This is a genomic window from Caulobacter sp. S45 (assembly GCF_903642205.1).
GTDB lineage: Bacteria > Pseudomonadota > Alphaproteobacteria > Caulobacterales > Caulobacteraceae > CAHJWH01.
In genome coordinates this window covers 1-22016 of record NZ_CAHJWH010000038.1, presented here as the reverse complement: position 1 = coordinate 22016, position 22016 = coordinate 1, and the positions used below count along the sequence as shown (strand labels likewise).

At 70.3% G+C, this 22016-nt stretch carries 23 protein-coding genes and 1 pseudogene; 9 read left to right on the top strand and 15 right to left on the bottom strand.

Translation table 11 applies throughout. The features are described 5' to 3' along the window. Positions 1 to 653: pseudogene (locus HUV06_RS06205) on the bottom strand (two-component sensor histidine kinase); the annotation flags it as partial. 145 nt (positions 654 to 798) lie between these two features. Between HUV06_RS06205 and HUV06_RS06200 the strand changes: the two are divergent. Next, positions 799 to 1485: a glutathione S-transferase family protein gene (locus tag HUV06_RS06200; protein WP_174300404.1), complete on the top strand. Its 687-nt coding sequence runs from the start codon at positions 799 to 801 to the stop codon at positions 1483 to 1485. A gap of 688 nt (positions 1486 to 2173) precedes the next feature. Here the strand turns inward: HUV06_RS06200 and HUV06_RS06195 are convergent. From HUV06_RS06195 to coaD, 6 genes are all read right to left on the bottom strand, one after another. Next, positions 2174 to 2554: a hypothetical protein gene (locus HUV06_RS06195; protein ID WP_174300403.1), complete on the bottom strand. Its 381-nt coding sequence runs from the start codon at positions 2552 to 2554 to the stop codon at positions 2174 to 2176. Positions 2555 to 2700: 146 nt separating this feature from the next. Then, positions 2701 to 3774 (bottom strand): sensor histidine kinase, encoded by a 1074-nt coding sequence (locus tag HUV06_RS06190; RefSeq protein ID WP_174300402.1) that lies wholly within the window; start codon positions 3772 to 3774, stop codon positions 2701 to 2703. Then, positions 3771 to 4181: a response regulator gene (locus HUV06_RS06185; protein WP_174300406.1), complete on the bottom strand. Its 411-nt coding sequence runs from the start codon at positions 4179 to 4181 to the stop codon at positions 3771 to 3773. Before HUV06_RS06185 ends, HUV06_RS06190 begins: the two co-directional genes overlap by 4 nt. Positions 4182 to 4220: 39 nt before the next feature. Next, positions 4221 to 5729: an ATP-binding protein gene (locus HUV06_RS06180; RefSeq protein ID WP_217433659.1), complete on the bottom strand. Its 1509-nt coding sequence runs from the start codon at positions 5727 to 5729 to the stop codon at positions 4221 to 4223. A 7-nt stretch (positions 5730 to 5736) separates the two neighbouring features. Continuing rightward, positions 5737 to 6681: a peptidylprolyl isomerase gene (locus HUV06_RS06175; RefSeq protein WP_174300401.1), complete on the bottom strand. Its 945-nt coding sequence runs from the start codon at positions 6679 to 6681 to the stop codon at positions 5737 to 5739. Continuing rightward, positions 6678 to 7166, bottom strand: coding sequence for a pantetheine-phosphate adenylyltransferase (gene coaD / locus HUV06_RS06170; RefSeq protein WP_174300400.1), 489 nt, complete (start codon positions 7164 to 7166; stop codon positions 6678 to 6680). Before coaD ends, HUV06_RS06175 begins: the two co-directional genes overlap by 4 nt. A 141-nt stretch (positions 7167 to 7307) precedes the next feature. Here coaD and HUV06_RS06165 point away from each other — a divergent pair, with 141 nt between their 5' ends. Both HUV06_RS06165 and HUV06_RS06160 read left to right on the top strand, forming a co-directional pair. After that, entirely contained in the window at positions 7308 to 7454 is a 147-nt protein-coding gene (locus tag HUV06_RS06165) for a hypothetical protein (protein ID WP_174300399.1), read from the top strand. Further along, entirely contained in the window at positions 7444 to 7842 is a 399-nt protein-coding gene (locus HUV06_RS06160) for a type II toxin-antitoxin system death-on-curing family toxin (RefSeq protein ID WP_256430024.1), read from the top strand. The genes HUV06_RS06165 and HUV06_RS06160 overlap by 11 nt, the downstream gene beginning before the upstream one ends. Positions 7843 to 7848: 6 nt before the next feature. On the opposite strand, the gene trxB is transcribed toward HUV06_RS06160, so the two are convergent. After that, entirely contained in the window at positions 7849 to 8853 is a 1005-nt protein-coding gene (trxB, locus tag HUV06_RS06155) for a thioredoxin-disulfide reductase (protein ID WP_174300397.1), read from the bottom strand. 155 nt (positions 8854 to 9008) lie between these two features. Here trxB and HUV06_RS06150 point away from each other — a divergent pair, with 155 nt between their 5' ends. The 5 genes from HUV06_RS06150 to HUV06_RS06130 all read left to right on the top strand — a co-directional run bounded on the left by HUV06_RS06150 (position 9009) and on the right by HUV06_RS06130 (position 13158). Further along, positions 9009 to 9398, top strand: a complete 390-nt coding sequence (locus HUV06_RS06150) for a DUF4282 domain-containing protein (protein ID WP_174300396.1) — start codon at positions 9009 to 9011, stop codon at positions 9396 to 9398. Between the two features lie 94 nt (positions 9399 to 9492). Further along, entirely contained in the window at positions 9493 to 10365 is an 873-nt protein-coding gene (motA, locus tag HUV06_RS06145) for a flagellar motor stator protein MotA (RefSeq protein WP_174300395.1), read from the top strand. A 161-nt stretch (positions 10366 to 10526) separates the two neighbouring features. Next, a complete protein-coding gene (locus tag HUV06_RS06140; RefSeq protein WP_174300394.1) occupies positions 10527 to 10763 on the top strand; it encodes a hypothetical protein in 237 nt (78 codons plus the stop codon). Positions 10764 to 10841: 78 nt separating this feature from the next. Then, complete coding sequence (gene mnmD, locus HUV06_RS06135) at positions 10842 to 12665, top strand: tRNA (5-methylaminomethyl-2-thiouridine)(34)-methyltransferase MnmD (RefSeq protein WP_174300393.1); 1824 nt, start codon at positions 10842 to 10844, stop codon at positions 12663 to 12665. A gap of 31 nt (positions 12666 to 12696) precedes the next feature. Then, positions 12697 to 13158, top strand: coding sequence for a hypothetical protein (locus HUV06_RS06130; RefSeq protein WP_174300392.1), 462 nt, complete (start codon positions 12697 to 12699; stop codon positions 13156 to 13158). 3 nt (positions 13159 to 13161) lie between these two features. On the opposite strand, the gene HUV06_RS06125 is transcribed toward HUV06_RS06130, so the two are convergent. Continuing rightward, positions 13162 to 13656: a hypothetical protein gene (locus tag HUV06_RS06125; protein WP_174300391.1), complete on the bottom strand. Its 495-nt coding sequence runs from the start codon at positions 13654 to 13656 to the stop codon at positions 13162 to 13164. Positions 13657 to 13748: 92 nt separating this feature from the next. On the opposite strand from HUV06_RS06125, the gene pgi reads away from it, so the two are divergent. Continuing rightward, on the top strand, positions 13749 to 15389 hold the full coding sequence (gene pgi, locus HUV06_RS06120) for a glucose-6-phosphate isomerase (protein ID WP_174300390.1): 1641 nt from the start codon (positions 13749 to 13751) through the stop codon (positions 15387 to 15389). Between the two features lie 155 nt (positions 15390 to 15544). On the opposite strand, the gene HUV06_RS06115 is transcribed toward pgi, so the two are convergent. The 6 genes from HUV06_RS06115 to rpsT form a co-directional block, all read right to left on the bottom strand. Further along, the gene (locus HUV06_RS06115) at positions 15545 to 16612 is read right to left on the bottom strand and encodes an XdhC family protein (protein ID WP_174300389.1); all 1068 of its coding nucleotides are present in this window, start codon (positions 16610 to 16612) and stop codon (positions 15545 to 15547) included. Between the two features lie 62 nt (positions 16613 to 16674). Then, the gene (locus HUV06_RS06110; RefSeq protein ID WP_174300388.1) at positions 16675 to 17784 is read right to left on the bottom strand and encodes a DUF4167 domain-containing protein; all 1110 of its coding nucleotides are present in this window, start codon (positions 17782 to 17784) and stop codon (positions 16675 to 16677) included. Positions 17785 to 17992: 208 nt separating this feature from the next. Further along, the gene (gene prmC / locus HUV06_RS06105; protein ID WP_254600906.1) at positions 17993 to 18886 is read right to left on the bottom strand and encodes a peptide chain release factor N(5)-glutamine methyltransferase; all 894 of its coding nucleotides are present in this window, start codon (positions 18884 to 18886) and stop codon (positions 17993 to 17995) included. A gap of 22 nt (positions 18887 to 18908) precedes the next feature. After that, positions 18909 to 19673, bottom strand: coding sequence for an MOSC domain-containing protein (locus HUV06_RS06100; RefSeq protein ID WP_174300386.1), 765 nt, complete (start codon positions 19671 to 19673; stop codon positions 18909 to 18911). Between the two features lie 66 nt (positions 19674 to 19739). Next, positions 19740 to 21215 carry a chromosomal replication initiator protein DnaA gene (gene dnaA / locus HUV06_RS06095; protein ID WP_371811003.1) on the bottom strand — a complete coding sequence of 492 codons (1476 nt, stop codon included), beginning with the start codon at positions 21213 to 21215 and terminating at the stop codon, positions 19740 to 19742. A 387-nt stretch (positions 21216 to 21602) separates the two neighbouring features. Then, on the bottom strand, positions 21603 to 21872 hold the full coding sequence (rpsT, locus tag HUV06_RS06090; protein ID WP_174300384.1) for a 30S ribosomal protein S20: 270 nt from the start codon (positions 21870 to 21872) through the stop codon (positions 21603 to 21605). Between the last annotated feature and the right edge of the window lie 144 nt (positions 21873 to 22016).

Here is a 22016-nt window from a genome sequence, read left to right as displayed (position 1 = left end):
CGGTCGAACACCACGCCGCGTCCGATGGCGTCCTCCACCGACTGCGCCTCGGCTGCGCCCAGCCACGCCTGGTTGGCCCAGACCAGCCGACCGGACGGCCCGGTGATCCAGGCAGGGTCCGGCTGGGCGTCGAGGAAGGCGGCGAACCGCGCCGCGGACGGCAGGCCGGCGCCCGCCACCGTCGAAAGGCCGAGCCAGGCGAAGGCGCCGGCGGTGCGTCCCTCCACCACTACCGCGCCCCACGTCCCGTTTTGATGGCCCTCGCCCCGGGCCTCGAAGTCGCAGGGCTCGCCGGTCTCCATCAGGGCCTGCAGCCGGCGGGCGTTCTCCGGGTGCGAGCGGATCAGGGCGTCCACAACCGTGTCAGGCTCCGAACTCGGCGCGAGGCCGAGCGCTGCGGCGCAGGCGGCCAGGCTGTCGCGGCCGGAGGCCAGCCGCGCGCCATGCGGCTCGATCACCACCACGGCCCGGTCGAACACGTCGGTGGAGGCCTGCGCCGTCTCCTCCCGCCGTTCAAAGGTGCGGAGCGCCTCGCTGAGCTCACGGATGCGGGCCGCGGCCTGGCGGCGCTGGGCGAGCGCCCACAGCGTCGCCGCCAGGGCTAGGCTGGTGGCCCCTCCGGCGGCGGCGAAGGCGGCGTCGAAGGCTCCCATGCGTCCACTCGCGGCGAGGCGATCCCTCGCGAATCAAGACACTATCGCATCCGGCCTTCCAAGCCGACGGATCGGTAAACGGGATTTAAACACGCCAGGAGGCAGGGTCCGGAACCGGACTTCCCCGCGCCGCTTACACCCCGCCATGCCCGCCGACCGCATCCTGCACCACTTCCCACTCGATCCCTTCTCCCGCCAGGTGCGCCTGGCGCTGACCGAGAAGAAGCTGGGCTTCGACGAGCAGGTGGAGCGCTACTGGGAGCGGCCGGAGGGCTTGGCCGAGCTGAACCCGTCCGGCCTGCCGCCCGTGCTGATCGAGGGCCAGGGCCCGCATCGGGTGATGGCCTGCGAGGCCCGCGCCATCCTGGAATACCTGGAGGAGGCCCATACCGGCTTCCCTCTGATGTCGCGCGACCTGGGCGAACGGGCGGAGGCGCGGCGGCTGCAGGACTGGTTCGACCGCAAGTTCCACAACGAGGTCAACGCCTATCTGCTCTACGAGAAGATGGAGCGCCGGCTGCTGGGCCTGGGCGCGCCGGACCTCGCGGGCATCCGGCGGGGGCGCGAGGCGCTCCGCGGCCACCTGGCCTATCTGGACGGCCTGCTCGACGCGCGCGAGTGGCTGGCCGGCCGGCGCATGAGCCTCGGCGACATCGCCGCCGCCGGCCACCTGTCGGTGATCGACTATATCGGCGAGGCGCCCTGGGACCAGTTCAAGCACGTCCGCACCTGGTACATGAAGATCAAGTCCCGCCCCTGCTTCCGCCCCCTGCTGGCCGACCGCATGCCCGGCCTGCCGCCGTCCGCGCATTACCACGACCTGGACTTCTGACCTTTCTCCTCTCACGCATGATTTGAGGAGGTGACGGGGAAGCCAGCGCAGGGGCTTTCGGACGTCGTCCTGGTCGCTGCGCTTTGAGCCCTCCTCCTCGAAGGGGAGGGTTGGATCAGGGGTGCGCGCGCTGCGGCTGAGGCGATGAGCACACGAGGTGCCGTTTCAAGAGCCCTTCCGCTTGCCTTCTCCGCTCATCCCGGCGATTGCCGGACCCAGATTGTAGGCTCCCGCGACTGGGAATTTGCGAGCCGTAGCATAGCTATTGGTGGTCCGCTGCGGCTTATGATCTGGGTCCCGGCATTCGCCGGGATGAGCGGAAAGGTTGGAGTTCCTACCTCCAAGTCCCAGCCCTGTGTTCGACGCAGCCGCAGGCCAAGTCGAACCTATCGAGGGAAGCCCCGCGTCCCGACGCCCACGCGTCAGCCGCCGCGCGCAGGGCGGGTCAAGAGCCTGCCCTCGGGCTTTTCCCGAGGGTCGAGCCTGTAAGGCTCGCCCGCGGCACGCGGGTCGCCTTGACGCGCCCGAGCACGGTGGCGCCTACGTCCGCTTGTTGGAGCAACCTTTATGCGGAAAAACGACCCGTCTCCTCCGTTGCGAACGTCCGCTCTCCGGCCCAGCGCTGCGCTGGGCCAAGCCAGCCGTCCCGCCCGATCGGCGGCCCGCTCATCGCGGGCCGCCTTGGGTCTCAGCTCTTCTTGCGGGCGCGCTTGGGGGCTGCGGCGGCGGCCTTGTCCTCTTCCTCGTCGTGGGAGGCTTCGCCGGATTCGATCAGGGCCTCGCCCAGCGCCTTCAGCTTGTCGCCGTTGGTCTCGGCCTTGGCGGCGAGCTTGACGGTGGCCTCGCCAAGGCGGTGGAGGAGGGCGTGGATGCGGTCGGCGTCGGGGTGGGGGGCCTCGACCTGCTTGCGGAGCGCAGCGAGGTCGCGCAGCACGCCCTTGGCGCCGGGGACGTCCAGGTCGGACAGGGCGGTTTCCCAGTCCTCGATCAGGTGGGCGCCCGCGGCGGGCTTGGCGCTGTCGAGGCCGCGATTGATCGCGTTCGTGGTGGCGGCGAACTTGATGGCCATGTTCTTTTCCTTGATGCGCCGCTTTGCAGTAAGTCGGCGAGTCGCGAACGCATTGGTCTGGGAAAAGGTGCGAACAGGTCCGGATACCCGCAGACATGATCAGTAGCGGACGAGATGAGGTAAACTAAGTTACCGAAACATCTGTTTCAGGCCTGGAAGGCCAGCACCGCCCGGGCGCCGCGGTGGGTGGGGTCGTACTCCACCCGCGAGTTTAGGCTCCGCGCCATGGCGGCGATGACACGCTGGCCTAGGCCGGTGCCGCGGGCGACCACCTTGTCGCCGAGGCCGGGCCCGTCGTCCTCTACCGTCAGGCGCAGGTGGTCGGCGGGCGCGGCGGCGAAGGCGACGCGGACCTCGCCCGAGCCGCCGTCCGGATAGGCGTACTTGAAGGCGTTGGTGACCAGCTCCGCCACCACCACGCCCAGCGACACCGCCTTGTCGGGGTTCAGCTTGATCGGCTCGGCCGCCAGCCGGATCGGGCGCCCGGCCCCGCCGGCGGCCAGCGACTGCTGCAGCTCCGCCACCAAGCCGCCCAGATACTCCTCCATGTCCACGTTCTCGACGTCGTCGGAGGTGTAGAGGCGGCGATGGACCTGCATCACCGCGGCGATGCGGGACTGGGTGTCCTGAAGCGCGGCGCGGGCGGCGGCGTCCTCCAGGGCGCCGGCCTGCAGGTGGACCAGGGAGGCGATGAGCTGCAGCGAGTTGGCGACCCGGTGGTTCACCTCGCGCAGCAGCGCCTCCTGGCGCGCCACGATCGTCTCCAGCCGGACGTTGGCTTCGGCCAGGGCGTGCTTGGCCGCGTCGCGCTCACGCCGCAGCCGGACCTGGTTCATGGCCTGGGTCAGGGCGCTGGCGAGGAGGTCATGGAAGTCGTCGGCGGTGGTCTTCACCACGTAGTCGGCGGCCCCGGCCTTTAGCGCAGCCACCGCCAGACGGCTCTCGTCCGAGCCGGTGACGTAGACCACCGGCGCCGGGGAGGGCAGGGCCAGTAGCTGCGCCAGCGTCTCCAGCCCGTCCTGGACGGGCATGTAGTGGTCCACGGCGATCACGTCGAACTCGCCCGCGGTCGCCACCTCGACCCCGTTCCGGCCATCGTGGGCCGTGGTCACCGCAAAGCCGCGCCTGTCCAGCCCGCGCGCAATCAGTCGGCACAGGCCCTTGTCGTCGTCGACATAGAGCAGGCGCGGCCGTTCACGGGCAGCCTGGGCGGCTGTCACGCCTCCACCTCGGGCAGCTGGATCACCGAGATGAATAGGCCGAGCTGGCGGATGGCGTCGGCGAAAGCCTCGTAGTCCACCGGCTTAGTGACATAGACGTTGGCGCCCAGGTCGTAGCAGCGCTGGATCTCGGTCTTGTCGTCGGTGGTGGTCAGCACCACCACGGGCGTGCGCTTCAGCTTGGGCTGGGATTTGATCTTGGCCAGGATGTCGGTGCCGCTCATGTCGGGCAGGTTGAGGTCGAGCAGGATCAGGGCCGGCCCGTTCATCGTCGGGCCGTCGGAGCCATTGAACAGGTAGTCCAGCGCGGTCGTTCCATCGGAGAAGTGGCGCACGTTGTTGGAGATGCCCGCCCGGCGGATATTGCGCTCGATCAGGCGGGCGTGGCCCTCGTCGTCCTCGATCATGACGATGGTCACAGGGTAATGAGAGGTCACGTACGCTCCTCAGGCCTTGGCCAGCACTTCGGGCAGACAGATGCGGAATGTCGCGCCCCGGTCAAGCTCGGACGCCACGGTGATGGTCCCGCCCAGCCGGTGGACCAGGGCGCGGACATGGGCCAGCCCGATCCCCTCCCCGGGCTGGTCCTGGGCGCCGGCGCGGCGGAACAGTTCGAAGACGCGTTCGTGGTCCTTCGCGTCTATGCCCCGTCCGTTGTCCTCCACCTCGTAGAGCCGCATTGCGCCTTCGGTGCGGCCGCGGATGACGATGCGGCCGGAGCGGCCGGGCTTGAGGTACTTCAGCGCATTCTCGACCACATTGCTGAACACCTGCTCAACGGCCAGGCGGTCGTTGACGAGGTCCGGCAGCGGACCCTCGATCGCGATGGAGGCGCCCCGGGCTTCGGTCTGCTGCTTCAGCGAGGCGATGACGCCCTGGAGCACCGCCGCCATGTCCACCGGCTCGGCCGTCAGGTTGCGCCGGCCTTCGCGGGAGAGGCGCAGGATGGCGTTGATCAGCCGGTCCATCTTCTGGGTGGAGCTGCGGATGAAGGTGATGGATTCCGGCAAGTCCAGCTCCACCGCCTCGGTCGCCTGGCGGGTGAGCAGGGCGGGCGCCTCGGCCTTCACCCGCGCCACCAGCTCGCGCAGCGGCTTGGCGGCGGTCTCCAGCTCGGCGGTGAAGCCCATGACGTTGACCAGCGGCGAGCGCAGGTCGTGGCTGACGATGTAGGCGAAGCGCTGGATCTCCTCGTTGGCCCGGGTCAGGTCGGCGGTGCGGCGGCCCACCTCGTCCTCCAGCCCGGCGTTCAGCACCTTCAAGGCCGTCTGGGATTGGTCCAGGTCCGCCGCGTAGCGCCGCACGAGGAGGAAGGCGCCGATGGCCAGCAGCGCCACCAGCACCGAGGAGGACAGCACCACCGCCAGCAGCATCGTGGCGTTGACCGCCTGCGCCTCGGTGCGCTCCGAAAGCAGGCGACCCTCCTCGGCCATCATGGCGTTCAGGGCGTCGCGGATCTGGAGGGCCGAAGCCCGGTTCTCCCGGATCAAGGTGGCGGGGTCGATCTGCCCCCGCGCATCGTTGGCGGCGGCCTGGAGCGAGTTCGCCTGCTCGTTCAGCTTGGCTGTGATGAGGGGCTGGAGCCGCGCCTCGGCGTCCTGCTGGCGCGGATTGTCGGCGGTGAGCGCTCCGAACCGCTCCAGCTCGCGCGGGAGCGCAGTGGCCGACTCCCGGTAGGCGTTCATATAGACACCGTCGTGGGTGATCAGGTATCCGCGCCTGGCGGACTCGTCCCGTGCGATCAGGACGCGCATGTCGGCGACGACGTGCTCCGCCTGATAGGTGTGGTTGACCCAGCGGGTGATGTCCTGGCTCTGGGACAGCAGGATCATGGTGGCGACCGAGGCGCTGAGCAGCACCAGGATCGCCAAGGCCACCGCGCCCACCAGCAGCCGGCGGAAGTTGAGGTCCGGGCGGTCGTGCCGGGCCAGCAGCTCCGCGACCGCGTTGCTCACCCGGGCTTCACTTTACCTGCGAGGGCAGTGCGAGGTCACATACCGAGAAGTCCGCGCCCTTCTCGTCGCGAGCCCTCTCCACGAGCACCTTGAACGCCGCCTTGGTGGGGTCGAGCACGCGCACGTGCAGGGCTTCGCCGGCGGGCAGGTCGTCGGCCAGGCGCACCCGGACCATGCTGTCCTGCGGGTCGGGCACGGGCTCGCCGGTCTTGATGGCGTTCACCACCTCCTGGCCGGCGATCACCCGTCCGAAGCCGGTGTAGCGCTTCTCCAGCGCAGGATATGCCGCCCGCATGAAGAAGAACTGGCTGTTGCCGGAGTCCGGCGTGGTCTCGCGCGCCATGCCGAGCACGCCGGGGCAGAAGAGCGGCCAGGCGGTGGCCTTGCCGTCGGCGGTCATGGCCATGATCACCTCGGGCTGGCTCACCACCGGAAGCGCGCCCATCAGCCCGGTCACCTCGCCGGCGGGGTTGGCCACCTGGACGAAGGGCGTCTCGCGGCTCCGTCGGAAGGTGAACTCGCCCTTCACGTTGGGCAGGCTGGAACCGCCATCGCCCTTGTTCTTGGGATCGCCGGTCTGGTCCATGAACCCGTCGATGACCCGGAAGAAGGTCAGGCCGTCGTAGAAGTGCTGCTTGGCCAAGGTCTTGATCCGCGCGACCGTGTCCGGCGCCGCCTCCGGCGTCAGCTCCGCGATGATGCGGCCCTTGTTGGTGTCGACGACCAGCAGGTTGTCAGGATCCGGGGTGCGCCAGTCGGCCTCGGTGATCGGCAGGGGGGGCGGCGGCGGAGTGGGCGTGAGAGGGTCGAGGATCACCCGCTGGGCCGGCGCGGGGTGGGCGTGCCTGCTCTTCTTGGTCTGGGCATGGACGCCGGGAGCCAGGGTCAGGGCGATCGCCGCGACCGCGAGGGAGAGCTGCGGAGTGGGGATCTTGAAGATGTTGGCGGTCATCGGCTGATCTTGGCCCTCAGGCTCTGCGCCACCCCCGGCGGTATGAAGCACGTGACGTCGCCGCCCAGCTTGGCGATCTCCTTGACCAGGCGGGACGCCACGGCTTGGTGATGCGGGTCGGCCATCAGGAAGACGGTCTCGATCTCTCGGTTCAGCTGCTGGTTCATGGCCGTCATCTGGAACTCGTACTCGAAGTCGGCCACTGCGCGCAGGCCCCGAATGATCATCGACGCCCCCACCTGCTCGGCGAAGTGCATAAGCAGGCTCTCGAAGGGCGTGACCACGATCTCGCAGCCGTTCCTGAGCGGTGCGCACTCGCGCTCAACCATCTCCACCCGCTCCTCCAGGCTGAACATGGGGCCCTTGTCGCGGTTGATGGCGACCCCGATGACCAGCCGGTCCACCAGCTTCACCGCCCGCCCGATGATGTCCAGGTGGCCGTTGGTCAGCGGGTCGAAGGTGCCGGGATAGAGGCCGGTGCGCAAACGGGAGTCCTGCGGCGATGTCCTAAGCCCGCAGGCGTAGCGTCGGCGTCGGCTTTCCACAAGCGGACGCCGCGAGGTCAGGCTGTGCGTGGGCGTGGTGCAGGTCTATATGGCGGACCATGCAAGCCCTGGAGGAGCGCCATGGCCGACGACGCGTCCAAGCCCAAGCCTGAACGGAAAGCACAGCCGAAGCGGGCGGCTCGCCCAAGACCCGACCGCAACGCCTTCGAGGCGGGCCGCGACGCCATGGACCGCCACCCCATCGTCATGGCCCGTCTTGCCGAGTGAGCCTCGCTGGATCGATCTGGAGGTGGTGGCGCAGCTCAACGCGGAGGCGGTGCGCCGCACCGGCGAGCCGTACGGCCTGCGGGACGAGGGGCTGCTCGGGAGCGCCGTCGCAGCGCCTGCGAACCACTTCTTCTACGAAGGGGAAGATGATGTCGTTGTCTTGGCCGCCGTGCTCATCGCCGCCATCGCTCGCAATCACCCTTTCCAGCAAGGGAACAAGCGGACGGCGTTCGCCGCCGCTGTCGCATTCCTGGATATCAACGGGTTCCTTCTGACCGCCGACACGGAAGCGTTCGCAGATCTTCTCGCCGCAGTCCTGGAAAGACGAAGCGATGTCGATGAACTCGCCGCCGCCATGGGCGCCCACGTAACCATGATCCAGGACTGAAACCCCTCACCAAACCCCGATCTTCTCCGCCTCCTGGTGGGGCAGCGGATGGTGGGCGCGGGCGTGGTCCTCCTCGGCCAGCAGGCGGGCGACCTCGAGCGCGGCCATGCAGCCCTGGCCGGCGGCGGTGACGGCCTGGCGGTAGACGTGGTCGGTGACGTCGCCGGCGGCGTAGACGCCCTTCACCGTCGTGGCCGTGCTTCCGGGCTTCACCAGCAGGTAGCCGTTGGGGTCGATGGGCAGTTGGCCGGTGAACAGCTCGGAGGCCGGGGCGTGGCCGATGGCGATGAACACGCCGTCCACCGCGACCTCGCGGGTTGCGCCCGTCTTAACGTTCTTCAGCCGCACGCCGCTGACGGTGGCGGGCTCGCCGGAGCCCAGCACCTCGTCCACCTCGCTGTCCCAGACCACCTCTATCCTGGGGCTGGCGAACAGGCGATCCTGCAGGATGCGTTCGGCCCTGAGTTCGCCCTTGCGGTGGACCAGGGTCACACGGCTGGCGAAGCTGGAGAGGAACAGCGCCTCCTCCACCGCCGTGTTGCCGCCGCCCACCACAGCGACCGCCTTTCCGCGATAGAAGAAGCCGTCGCAGGTGGCGCAGGCCGAGACGCCGAAGCCGCGGTAACGCTGCTCGCTGGGCGTGTTCAGCCACTTGGCCTTGGCGCCGGTGGTGATGATCAGGGTCTCGGCCAGGATGTCGGACCCGCTGTCCAGGTTCAGCCGGAAGGGGCGGGTGGAGAGGTCGACGTTCGCCACCATGTCGTCCAGGAACTCGGTTCCCACGTGCTCGGCCTGGCTGCGCATCTGCTCCATCAGCCAGGGACCCTGGATGACCTCGGCGAAGCCCGGATAGTTTTCCACGTCGGTGGTGATGGTCAGCTGCCCGCCGGGCTCCAGCCCCGAGATCACCACCGGCTCCAGCATGGCGCGTGCGGCGTAGATGGCGGCGGTGAGGCCGGCGGGGCCGGAGCCCAGGATGGCGACGCGGACGTGGCGGGGGTGGGACGTCATGGCGGCTCTCGACGCGGGTGGATGTGGCGGCGACGGCGTATGTAGGAACGATTCCACCGCGAGGCCTGCGGCATTGCACAGGGCGGCCCGCGCTGCTAGCCGTTCCGGCCGGGGGCCAGGTCGCGGTGGGCCGGCCGGGGAAACCGACGCACGCCATGAGCTTCAACGCGACATCAGGGCGCAAGCGGCGCGGCGCGGTGTTCGACCTGCTGTCCTTCGACCGCCTGCTGACCGGTCCGCTGATCCACCTGATCTACTGGGGCGGCCTGGCGCTGGTGCTGCTGTTCGGCTTCGGCGCGATCGGCGCGGCGGTGGGCCTGGCGCTCCGCAACATGAGCCTGGAGGGGCTGCTGCTGGCCGCACCGGCCGTGGTGGCGGCCTTCCTGACCATGGCTGTTCTGGCGCTGCTCTGGCGAGCGGGTTGCGAGTTCTTCCTGGCGGTGTTCAGCATCGCCGAGGACCTGCACGCCCTGCGCACCGAAGGCGACAGGGACCGGCTGATCACGCCCAAGCCAGCCGCCCGCCAGCCGCTGAACCTGGGCTGACATCCTCCGCCGGAGGGGTGGGAGACACGCCAAGTTAAGCATTAACCCGCAAGCTTCCGCCCGCCCCATCCTCCGCGGCCGGACCCCTCCCCACATGTTCCAGATCATCGGCGTGGTGCTGCTGTTCGGTCTCGTCTTCGGCAGCTTCCTGATGTCGGGCGGCAATCTCGGCGTGATCATCGAGGCCGCGCCGCACGAGCTGATGGCGATCCTGGGCGCCGGCGTCGCCTCCTACCTGATCTCCAACTCCATGGGGGTGATCAAGGCGACCGGCGGCGGCTTCGGCAAGATCTTCAAGGGGCCCAAGTGGAAGGCGTCGGACTACACCGACCTGCTCTCCCTGCTCTTCGTGCTCACCAAGATGATGAAGACCAAGGGCGTCATCGCGGTGGAGAGCCACATCGAGAAGCCGGCCGAGAGCACGATCTTCTCCAAATATCCCAAGATCATGAAGGACCACTTCGCCACCGACTTCATCTGCGACACGCTGCGCATGATGACCATGAACCTGGAGAACCCCCACCAGGTCGAGGACTGCATGGAGCGCCAGCTGGAGAAGCACCACCACGAGGGCCTGGGCCCCGCAGGCGCCCTGCAGAGCCTGGCCGACGCGCTGCCGGCGCTGGGCATCGTCGCCGCGGTGCTGGGCATCATCAAGACCATGGGCGCCATCACCCAGCCGCCGGAGATCCTCGGCCAGATGATCGGCAGCGCGCTGGTCGGCACCTTCCTCGGCGTCTTCCTGGCCTACGGCCTGGTCGGCCCCATGGCCGCGCGGCTGAAGGCCGTGGTGGACGAGGAGGCCGCCTTCTACCACATCATTCGATCGGTGCTCGTCGCCCACCTCCACGGCAACGCCGCCCAGATATCTGTGGAGATCGGCCGCGGCGTGGTGCCAAGCTCCTCCCAGCCCAGCTTCGCCGCGCTCGAAGAGTCCCTCACCAACATGCCCGCCGAAGCCGCGTAAATCGGCCGCGGAACCGCAGATCACGCTTGCGTGTTCGAACAGGCGTGCATAATGGGCGTAGCGCTGCAGGTCTCGCGCCTTTTCCCGACGGGGTCCCCGGCGGGCTGGGGAACGGTTCTGCGACCAGGCGCTCTCAACCTCCTTTCAGGGGACCAGAAACAATGACCTCCATCCGTAAGCTTCTGCTGGCCGGCGTCGCCGTCGCCTCGCTCGGTGTCGCGGCCTGTGGCCACAAGGACACCAACGAGACCTCCAACACCGCCACCACCGACACGACCACCACCACGACCCCGGACAACTCGACCGGCGGCATGTCGTCCAACACGACGACCACGACGACCAACGACATGGGCGGTGGCAACATGACCACCACCAACACGACCACGAACTCGCAGTAAGCGGTTCGATCTCAGTCGTACGAAGGGCCGCCCTCCGGGGCGGCCCTTTTTCGTTGCACGCTCCAGCCACACCAGCCCATGACTGCTGAACTGGAGTGGAGCGAGGACGGCCCGCGGTCGCTCCGCTACGACGATGTCTACTTCTCCCGCACCGACGGCCTGGCGGAGAGCCGCACCGTCTTCCTGCAGGGATGCGGCCTCCCGGACGCCTGGGCCGGGAGGGATCGCTTCACCGTCGCCGAGCTGGGCTTCGGGACCGGGCTGAACGTCGCCGCCCTGCTGGAGCTGTGGCGAAGGACGAGGCCCCCCGGCGGCCGGTTGTCCATCTTCTCGGTGGAGGCCCACCTGCTCTCGCGCGAGGAGGCGGCGCGCGCGCTCAGCGTCTGGCGCAACGAGCTGGGAGACGTCGCCGACCTGCTCCTGGCCGCCTGGCCCGACCCACGCATCGGCTTTCATCGGATCGACCTGGAAAGCCACGCCGCGACGCTCGACCTCTATGTGGGAGAGGTGGGCGACGCCCTGGCCCGCTGGGGTGGAGCGGCGGACGCCTGGTTCCTCGACGGCTTCTCGCCCGCCCGCAATCCGCAGATGTGGACCGGGGAGGTCCTGTCGGAGGTGGGCCGCCTCAGCGCCCCCGGCGCGCGCGTCGCCACCTTCACCGTCGCAGGTCACGTCCGCCGGGCCCTAAGCGCCAGCGGCTTGGAGGTCGAGCGGAAGCCCGGCTTCGGCTCCAAGCGCCAGCGGCTCGAGGGCCGCCTGCACGCGGCGCAGCCAGCGCCCCATGCTGCGAGCCGGCCCGTCCGGTCCGTGACAATCGTCGGCGGCGGGATCGCCGGGGCCTCCCTGGTGCGCGCCTTCAGCCGCCAGGGGGTCGCCTGCACCCTGGTGGACATGGCTCAGGCCGGCGCGGGCGCCTCCGGCAACCCCGCCGCCCTGGTCACGCCGCGCCTCGACGCCGGCTTCGGACCCGCTGCGGAGCTGCACGCCCAGGCCTTCGCCCGCGCCGTCGAGCTCTACCGGCGCGAGGCGCCGGGCGGCCTCGTCGCCCGGGGCGCCCTGCAGCTCGGCGGTTCGGAACGCGAGGCGGCGCGGTTCGCCAGGCTCGCCGCCTGGGCCGGCTTCCCGCCCGGCGGCCTCGAGCCGCTCGCGGAAGATGAGTCTGCCGCGCGCCTGGACGAGGCCCCGGTCGGGCTGACGGCCCTTTCGCTCGCCGAGGCTCTGGTGGTTGAACCCGCGGTCATTCTTGAGGCCTGGGTGGCGCCGGCCCGGCGCGTGCACGGCTGCGTCGCCGCCGTCGAGTGTGGCGGAGGGGGATGGCTCTGCCGGGACGCCTCCGGCGCCGTGCTGGCGAAGGCGGACGCGGTCTGCTTCGCCGCCGGCTTCGACACCGCACGGCTTCTGCCCGGGAGCGGCCTGCACCCGGTCCGTGGACAGGCCGAGTTCGTCCAGGCCGACGTGTTCACCGGGTCGGCCGCGGCCTGGGGCGCCTACGCCATCCCGATGCGGAAAGGCGGCGTCCTGTTTGGGGCCAGCCATCTGCGAGGCGACGCGGCCGACGATGTTCGCGAGGCGGACACCGCCGCCAACTTGCGGACCTTGGCGGCGCGGCGGCCCGCACTGGCGGAGCGCATCCGCAGCCTGCAGCCGGGCGCCCTGGAGGCTCGGGCCGCCATACGCGCGGCCACCTCCGACCACCTGCCCCTGGCCGGCGAGACGGGCCGGCCGGGCCTCTACATGCTGAGCGGCCTGGGCGGCCGGGGCTTCACGCTCGCCCCCCTTCTGGCGGAGCATCTTGCGGCCCTCGCGGTCGTCGCGCCCTCGCCCCTCTCGGTCGATCTCGCCCGGCGCCTGCGCCCAGACCGCTTCCTGGCGAACCCTGCTGTCGCTCAGCCGTTAGGCTGAGGCGACAGGCGGGCTCAGGAGCAGGACAGCGATGAACAGGAGAGCCATGGCGGTGGCCGCCGTGCTGGCGGCCCTTTGCGGCCCCGTCGCCGCGGGCGCCCAGCCCGTCCCGGAGACGCCGAACCGGACCAAGGCGGAAGCCAGGGCGGACGATGCGCGGGCGGCCCGGCTGGATGGTCAGGGCGGCTGCATCTACATCAACCAGTTACAGGGAAGCCATCCCCTGAACGACCGCACGGTGATCTTCCGCGCCAATGTGAGCGACTTCTACGAGCTCGACTTCGCCGACAAGTGCTACGCCCTGACCTTTCCCGATCCCAAGCTGATCATCGTGCCCTTCGGCGGCGAAGGCCTGGTCTGCCACGCCATCGACCTGAACGTGAAGGTGAGCGAGCAGGGGCCGGGCGCGATCGCCGAGCCCTGCATCCCGTCGGCCTTCCACAAGATGACCCCGGCCGAGGTGGCGGCGGTCCCCAAGAAGACCCTGCCCTAGGTGTCAGACCGTGGGAACCGCTGGCGAGGTGATCACCTCAACGTTGTCGCGAAGCAGGTAGAAGATGTCCTGCAGGGCCGCGCTGCGGGCGTCGGCGGTGGAAGCCTGCTCCACCTCGGTGAGCTTGCGCGGCAGGTCCTGGGAGATGCCCCTCAGGATGCACTTCAAGTCCCCGTCCGTGCCTCGTTTGGCGAGGTCCAGGTGCCCTTGCATGTCGAGGTCGGACAAGGCGGCGACGTCGGTCTTAAAGGCGGCGAAGCCGGGCAGGGGCGTGGTCCCGGCGGGCGCGGCGCGGTAGGTGGAGACCTCCGCCTTCAGCAGCCCCGCGCGCCTGACGATGTCAGCGTAGAGCGGCTCGCGCGCCAACGGGTTGATCGCGCCGGCCGCCGGCGCCGGCGCATCCGCCAGGGCGGCCAGCATGAGCTGCGGCGTGGCGTGCGGGCCTGGATGGAAGGAGGCCAGCAGGATGGCGGCGGACATGGCGATGTCGCAGGACATGGCGAAGGGTCTCCCGGCTGCAGCGTGGGCCGCCCGGCCACTTCGCCCCAACATGGTAAACAGAAGATGACCTACCTTTCGCCGGAGCGCCCGTGACCGAGACCGAGACGCCTGCCCTCGCAGCCCTGGCCGCGGCCTGGGCGCGCTTCGACCGTATCGCCGAACAGGCGTCCAGCGCCTCCATCGGCGGCCTGTTCGCCGCGGAGCCGGACAGGCTGGAGCGGCTGCGGGTGGACGCCGCGGGCCTGCACCTCGATCTTTCCAAGCAGTCGCTCACCGCCGAGGGTCTGGGCGCCGCCCTGGCCCTGGCCCGCGCAGCCGGCATGGAGGCCGCGCGCGGCCGGCTGTTCGAGGGTTTCGCGGTGAACAGCTCCGAAGACCGCGCCGTGCTGCACCCGGCGCTTCGTGCGCCAAACGGTGCGGGCTACGCGGCCAAGGGCGAACCGGTCTCCACCGAGGTGGAGGTGACGCGCGCTCGGATGAAGGTGCTGGCCGGCGCCATCCGCTCGGGCGAGGTGCGCGGGGCCACGGGCCAGCGCTTCCGCGCCATCGTCCACATCGGCATCGGCGGCTCCGATCTTGGCCCGCGCCTGGTCTGGGATGCGCTCCGCCCGCTCGACGGCCCGATCGAGCTGCGTTTCGCCGCTAATGTGGACGGCGCCGAGATGCTGGGCGCCCTGCACGGGCTGGAGCCCGACACCACCCTGGTCGTGATCGTCTCCAAGACCTTCACCACGCTCGAGACCCTGGCCAACGCCCAGCTCGCCCGGGCCTGGCTCGTGCAGTCTCTGGGCGAGGCGGGCGCCCGCGCCCACCTGGCCGCCGTCTCGGCGGCGCCGGGGAAGACGGGGCTGTTCGGGATCGCGCCGGACCGGGTGTTCGCCTTCGCCGACTGGGTGGGCGGGCGGTTTTCCATCTGGTCGGCGGTGGGGCTGTCCTGCGCCATCGCGCTGGGCTTCGAGACCTTCCAAGCCTTCCTCGACGGCGCGGCGGCCATGGACGACCACTTCACCACCGTGCCGCTGGAGCGGAACGCCCCCGTGCTGATGGCCCTGGCGGAGGTGTGGAACCGCAACGGCCTGGCGCGTCCTGTGCGCGCCGTGGTCCCCTACGCCCGCCGCCTGGCCTTGCTCCCCGCCTTCCTGCAGCAGCTGGAGATGGAGTCCAACGGCAAGCGGGTGACGCGGGAGGGCGGAGGCGTGCCGCGCGCCACCGCCGCCACAGTGTTCGGCGACGCCGGCACCAACGGCCAGCACGCCTTCTTCCAGCTGCTGCACCAGGGGACCGACGTGATTCCCGTCGACCTCGTCCTTGTGGCCGAAGGCGACGGGCCGCCCGACATGCACGCCAAGCTGCTGGCCAACGGCATAGCGCAGAGCGAGGCCCTGATGATCGGCCGCCCGGAGGCCGAGGTGCGCGAGGAGCTGGAGGCCGGGGGCATGGACCCGGCCGAGATCGACGCCCTGGCCCCCCAGCGCACCTTCCCGGGCGACCGGCCCACCACCACGATCGTCCTTCCACGGGTGGACGCGGCGAGCCTGGGCGCCCTGCTGGCCCTCTACGAGCACAAGGTGTTCGTGGAGGGTGTCCTGTGGGGGATCAACAGCTTCGACCAGTGGGGCGTGGAGCTCGGCAAGACCCTGGCGACCCGCGTGCTGGGCGAGCTGGAGGGCGGCGAGACGGGGATGCACGACCCCTCCACCGCAGCGCTGATTGCGCGGTTCAGGGGATAGCCGCTGCTTCTACCCTGGAGGGGGGTGGATGGTGTACGGCGGCGGGATGTTGTCTCCGCTGAGAAGCTGGCTGTGGAGACTCGCTGTGGAGACGCGGCCGCCCTGCAAGCCCTCTGCACCCCGCGCCCAGCCGCAGGAGTCAGGCTGCAGGGGGCTCATGCCGCCCTGGTTCCGGATCGCGCGCAGTCGATGGCGGCCTTGGGGCGACGAAGGTTCGCCTCCGCCATGATCTCGGCGAGGACGGCGATGGCGATCTCGAAAGGCGCCTTGCCGCCGAGGTCCAGGCCGATGGGCGCATGCAGCCGCTCCAGCACATCGGGGGTGACCCCGTGGCCGCGCAGCCGGGCGAGCCGCTCGGGCAGGCGGCGCTGCGCGCCAAGCACGCCCACATAGGCGGCGGGGGAGGGAAGCGCAGTCAGCAGGGCCGCCTCGTCCTCTTCAAGGGCGTGGGTGGCGACGGCTACGTAGGTCCAGGGGTCCAGGCCGATGGCTTCAAGCGCCTCCACCACCGCGCCCCGATGATAGACGACGCCTGGGAGCGGCGGCGGCGTCGTCGGCCCCTTCGGACGCAGGAGATGGGTGTCGAAGCCGCTCTGGCTGGCCAGGCTGGCTATGGCGAGGGCGGTCGGGTCCTGGCCGACGACGATCAGCCGGCCGGCGGGCTCATATCGCCGCCCCACCGCCGCCCCTTCCGAGACATTCACGCAGAGCACGTCCGGATGGGCGGCGAGACCCGCGAAGGCCGATGCCGCGGGACCCCAGCCCGTCAGGCCCCGGACCGCGTCAGGAGGCACGCAGATGCGGTCAAGGCCGTCGCTGGCCCAGAGACATGGCGTGCGGGCGGCATAGGCCTTGAGCAGGGCCGCGACCGCCGCATCGCCGACGAGCAGGGGCTCGAGCAGGATATCCACCCGTCCCCCGCAGACCAGGCGGATGTCGGCGAAGGCGGCGCCCTCCCCGTAAGCCAATCGCTGCGGCCGGCCGGACGCCAGCACGTCTTCGGCATGGGCGGCGATGTCGCCTTCGATACAGCCGCCCGAAAGGTAGCCGTGAAGGCGGCCTTCGGTGATCAGCATCTGGGACCCCGCCGGCCGCGGAGATCCGCCCACCACCTTGTACAGGGTGGCGAGGACGCCGGAGGCGCCGCAGGCGGCCATGTCCGCCAGGGCCGGCCGCACATCGTCGGCCCAGCCGAAGATCGGCCAGTCCGCCAAGGCGGTCATATCGGAGCGTTCGGGGTTCGCCATCTCAGCCCGGTTCGGAGGAACGATCGGCGGCCGTGCCGCTAGGCGTCCTCCGCCTCGCTGACCGAAGCCGGCGTCTCGCCGTCGCCCGGCGCCTCGAAGCTGCGTGGCGTCCGGCGCCGGCGGGGCCGAGGCTTGCGCGCCTCACCCTCCTCGCCCGAGACCGGCTGCAGGAAGGCCGGAGCTTCGCTCATCCCGCCATCCTGCGAGCGCAGCACCGGGGACGTCTCGGGTTCCGCCGCCGCAGCAAACGGCTGGGCGGAGACTTCGGGCGCCCGCTCGGCAAAGGGTTCGGCCGCCGGGCCGGCCTCGACCGGGCGGCGCTCATCGGGGCGCGCCTCGCGGCCGGGCTCCCGGTTCTCGCGGCGGCCCTCGAAGCGCCGGTTGTCCCGACGGCCCTCGAAACGGTCGCCGCGGTCACGGTCCTGACCTTCGCGAACGTCCGGCGCCCGATCCCGGCCCTCCACGGCCCGGTCGCGCGGAGCCTGCTGGCGTTCGCGGGTGTCGCTCCGATCGCGGGTATCCTGACGGTCGCGGTACGGGGGCTGGCCCTGGTCGCGCCCCTGGCCCTGGTCGCGATATTGCCCCTGCTCGCGATACTGGCCTTCGCCCTCGCGGCGAGGCTCGAAGCGGTCCTGCCGGACATCGCGCGACTCATAACCGTCGCGGCGGCCATCGTTACGCTCGTAGCGCTGCCCGTCACGGACGTCCTGCCGCTGCGAACCGGTATCGCCGTTCAGCTCCTGGGACGTGTCGGCGGCGGCTTCGGCCTGCTCCTCGGCCTGGTCGAACTCCTCCTCGAAGTCGATGTCCAGGTTCGAGGTCAGGGAGTCGCGGCCAAGGATCTCCGAGGGCGACCGGTTCGGCTGCAGGGTTCGCAGGACGCGGAAATAGTGGTCGGCGTGCTGGAGGTAGTTCTCCGCCACCACCCGGTCGCCGGAGGAGAAGGCGTCGCGGGCCAACTGCTGGTACTTCTCGAACACGTGCTGGGCGTGGCCGCGGATCTTGACGTTGTCCGGCCCGTTGGAGTCGAAGGCGCGGTTGGCGTTCTGCTGGGGTTTGCCGCCGCCGCCGCCCCCGTTGTTGCCGCCGCCCATGCCGCCGCTGCGGTTGCGACCGCGCTGGCGCTTCATGTTCTTGAAGTCTCTCATCGTGTGCTGACCGTGTGCGGGGCGACCCGGGGACCGGGCGCTTGGCTAGAGGCTGCCGACCATCTCTCGAGCGCTTCCGGCGGACCGCTCAGCCGCATGGAGCGGCCTCTGCGGGCTGGCGCCGCGCTGCATCGTCGGTGGGTCACGGGCCCATCGCCCGCTCGCTCCGACAAGTTGAGCTGGAACAATTCGAGACTTAGCGTCTCACCTACAGGTTTCCAAGGGCTTTCTTGCGGCCGGTCACCACGCGCTCCTTGTCGCAGAGGTCCTTGAGCACGCCGACCGCCTGGGCGCCCGCGCCATGGAACAGGCGGCTGACCTCGGCCGCCTGGTCGGCGCCAACCTCCACCAGGAACAGCCCACCGGGCCGGAGCACCCGCAGGATCTCCGGCGCGAGCACGCGATAGTCGCGCAGTCCGTCCTCGCCGCCGTCCAGCGCGAGATGGGGTTCGTGGTCGCGCACCTCGGGATCGAGCGTCGCCAGCTCCTCGGTGCGGATATAGGGCGGGTTGGCCACGACCAGCTCGAATCCGGCGTCCGCCAGACCGGCGGTCCAGTCGCCGCGGAGCAGCGCCATGCGTCCGGCCAGGCCGAGGTTGGCGGCATTCTCCCGGGCCACCGCGAGCGCGTCCTCCGACAGATCGACCCCCAGACCCCGTGCGGCCGGCCGTTCCGCCAGGATCGCCAGGAGCAGGGCGCCGGAGCCCACGCCGAGGTCCAGCACGCTGAACTGCTCGCCCTCGGTGAAGGCGCGGAGCGCATGGTCCACGATCACCTCGGTCTCCGGACGCGGCGTGAGCACGCGGGCGTCCACCTGCACCATGATCTTCCAGAACCCCTTGCGGCCCAGGATGTGGCTGACGGGCTCCCGGCGGCTGCGGCGCTCCACATAGGCGTCGAGCGTCGCCGCCTCGCCTTCGCTCAGCGGGCGGTAGGGATCGGTGATCAGCTCGGTCCGGGTGACGCCGACCGCGGCCTCCACCAGCAGGCGAGCGTCGATCACCGGGCTGTCGACCTGGGCCTCCCGCAGGCGGTCCCGGGCGGCGGTCCAGGCCTTGACCAGGGTGATGGACGCAAGGGTGCTGGTGGGCGAGGTGGACACCTGGGTCGCAGCTCCAAGGGGCTCAGGGCAACAGGGCGGCGTCGCCCTCAGCAAGGCGGCCGCCCTGCCGTACCCGCACATATAGGCCGCAGTTCACGTGCCCGAAATCCCGCCGCATGGCGCCTAGCACATCCAGGTCCCGCACGCCTGTGACGGGATCGACGTGCACCGCGATGCATCGGGGGATCGGCTTGACCACCTCGCAGGCCACGTCCCCCAGACGTACGACCGCACCTGGCGGGGCGTTCAGCTCCGCCCAGGCCGGCCAGCCCTCGACATAGATGTTGGCCCTCATCCGCAGGGGATCGACCGCTCCGCCCAGGCTCGCCTCCAGCGCGCGGACGCTCTGCAGGTTGATGATGGAGATGGCGCCCTCCTTGTCGTCGGTGAAGCGGTGGGCCGGCCCCGAGTCGATCAGCGCCAGGGTCTCGTCCTCATGCTCGCCCAGGAACCGGGTCAGCCAGGTGGTGAAGGCGCCCCGTCCGGCCGGATCGCAGAGGTCCGCCCGTAAGACCGGTTCGCCATCCAGGCGCACGGTGAGCACCCCGGTGTCCTCGTCATAGGAGGTGACCGCCTGGGCCAGGCGGGCATGGTTGGCCAGCACGGCGAAGCGCCACTTGGAGAGGTGCTGCGGGGCGGCGGGGTCGAAGCCGCAGCGTCCGCGTTCAACGGCGAATATGCGATCGACGGGGAAACAGGCGCCCGCCTCCAGGCGCACCTGGGAAAGCCGCTCAGGCGTGAAGCCCTTGATGGGGTGGCGGTGCAGGGAGGCGACGCGGCCGGCCATGGCCACGTCTAACCGCTACGGCGGGAGCGCGGACTCTGGCCAGTCGCCGCAGCCAGGGCGCGGCGCCTAGCCCTTCAGCTTGCGGGCCAGCAGGTCCAGGTCGCCCGCCAGCATCGGGTCCTCGGCCTTCAGCGCCTCGATCCGCTTGACCGCGTGCAGCACGGTGGTGTGGTCGCGTCCCCCGAAGCGACGGCCGATGTCGGGATAGGACCGCGTCGTCAGCTGCTTGGCCAGATACATGGCCACGTGCCGTGGGCGCGCCACCGCCCGGGTGCGCCGCTCGCACAGCAGGTCGGACTGCTTGAGCCCGTAATGATCGGCGACGGTCTTCTGGATGTCGTCCACGGTGATGCGCCGCTCGGTCTCGCGCAGGTGCGGGCGGACGATCGCCTGCACCTCGTCCAGCGACAGCTTCGACAGCCGCTCGCCGGCGCGCGCCACCAGGGTGTTCAGACCCCCCTCCAGCTCGCGCACGCTGTCGGTGAAGCGGTCGGCCAGGAACTGCAGCACCTCCGGCCGCGCCCGCCCATCCAGCTCGAGCGTCCTGGACAGGATGGAGAGCTTGCACTCCAGGATGCCCAGGCGCAGCGCCCGGTCCGCCGCCTCGATACCGCAGACCAGCCCCTGGCCCATGTGCGATCGCAGCCGCGCATCCACGTCCGCGAGCGCGCTGGCGGCGCGGTCGGAGGCGAACACCACCCGCCGGCCCTCCCCCATCAGGGCGGCCAGGGTGTGGAACAGCTCCTCCTCCGAGGACTTCTTGCCGCCGATGAAGTGCACGTCGTCGACCAGCAGCAGGTCGGCCGAGCGCAGCTCCGACTTGAAGCCCGGCGCCGACCTGTCCATCAGCGCCTTCACGAAGGAGGAGGTGAACCGCTCCGCGGTCAGATAGACGATGCGCGCTTCGGGCCGCGCGCGCGCGGCCTCCCAGGCGATGGCGTTCAGCAGGTGGGTCTTTCCGAAGCCGTAGGGACCGTGGAAGAAGACCGGGTTGAAGCAGCCGTCCGACCAGGCGGCGATCCGGCGCGCCACGCCGAGCGCGAACTCGTTGGACGGCCCGGCCACGAAGCTGTCGAAGGTGAAGCGGTCGTTCAGTCCGGCCGGCCGGCCGACCGGAGCCGCCGCTGGAGCCGGGTAGGTCATCGGCGTGGACGACAGCGTGGACGACGGCGCAGCCTGGACGGCCAGGCGCTCGGACGGCTTTTCCGCTTCCGGAGAGGACGGCGCCTGCCTCGCCCCGCCCTCTTCGTCCTCGAACTCCGTGCGGCACTTGATGTCGAGCCGGCGATGTTCCGGATCGCTCTGGCTCCACAGTTCGCCGAGCCGTCGCCAGGCGTTGCGTTTGATCCAGTCGCGCGCCAGGCCCGTGGGCGTGACCACCACGAGCCGGCCGCCGCGCCCGCATCGCAGCCGCGCCGGCGCGATCCACGAGCCGAAGGTGTCCTCGCCCAGCTCGCCCCTCAGCGTGCTGCACGCCTTGGACCAGGCCGCGCCCGCCACTGCGGCGCCCAGGTCGGTTTCGCTTGAGGACGTCTCTATCACGTTCGCCGCCACAGCCCCTGACAGACCCCGAGCTCCGGCCGGCGCTCAACCTGGAGACGCGCTCCAGACCGGCCCGCAGCCGTCCCCCTCCAGACGCAGGTCTCCTCCCAGAGCGGACGCGCAAGCGCCCCCGCCCTGTCGAAATCTCGGTATGGAGATGACCTGAGGACCTCAGAGTAGCCGGGCGGGGAGGTCGGTCAACGCGGAATCTTAGCCGTTCGGGCGCATTATCCCAGTTGACTCCGTCAAGCCCCTAAACCGCCTTGGGATTTAATCGGACGGCCTGAGGCGGCGCGAATCGTCGCGCCTGAGGTCGTCCGCACACAAAGAAAAGGCCGCGGAGGCGGATGCCTCCACGGCCTTGATCCTCAACGGTTTTTGCAAGCGTCAGGCCAGGGTGAGCTTCTTCAGCTGCGCCGCCAGGCGCGAGACCTTGCGTGCGCCGGTGTTCTTGTGCACCACACCCTTGGACACCGCGCGCATCAGCTCCGACTGCGCCTCGGTGAAGGCCGTCGCCGCCACGGCGGCGTCTCCCGCAGTGACCGCCTCATCGAAACGGCGCAGGTAGGTGCGCACCCGTGAGCGCCGGTTGCGGTTGACCGCGGTCCGACGTTCGATCTTGCGGACTGCCTTCTTGGCGCCCGGCGTATTGGCCATGAGATTTCAACCTGGAATGGGACCGCCCGGGACAGACCCGGACCAAATCGGAAGGGCGCGGATATACTCAAGACAGCCGCCAGCGTCAATGCGCCAGACGGAGCCTGCTCGCGGCCGCCGGACCCTCCCGCGCACGTCAGCTCA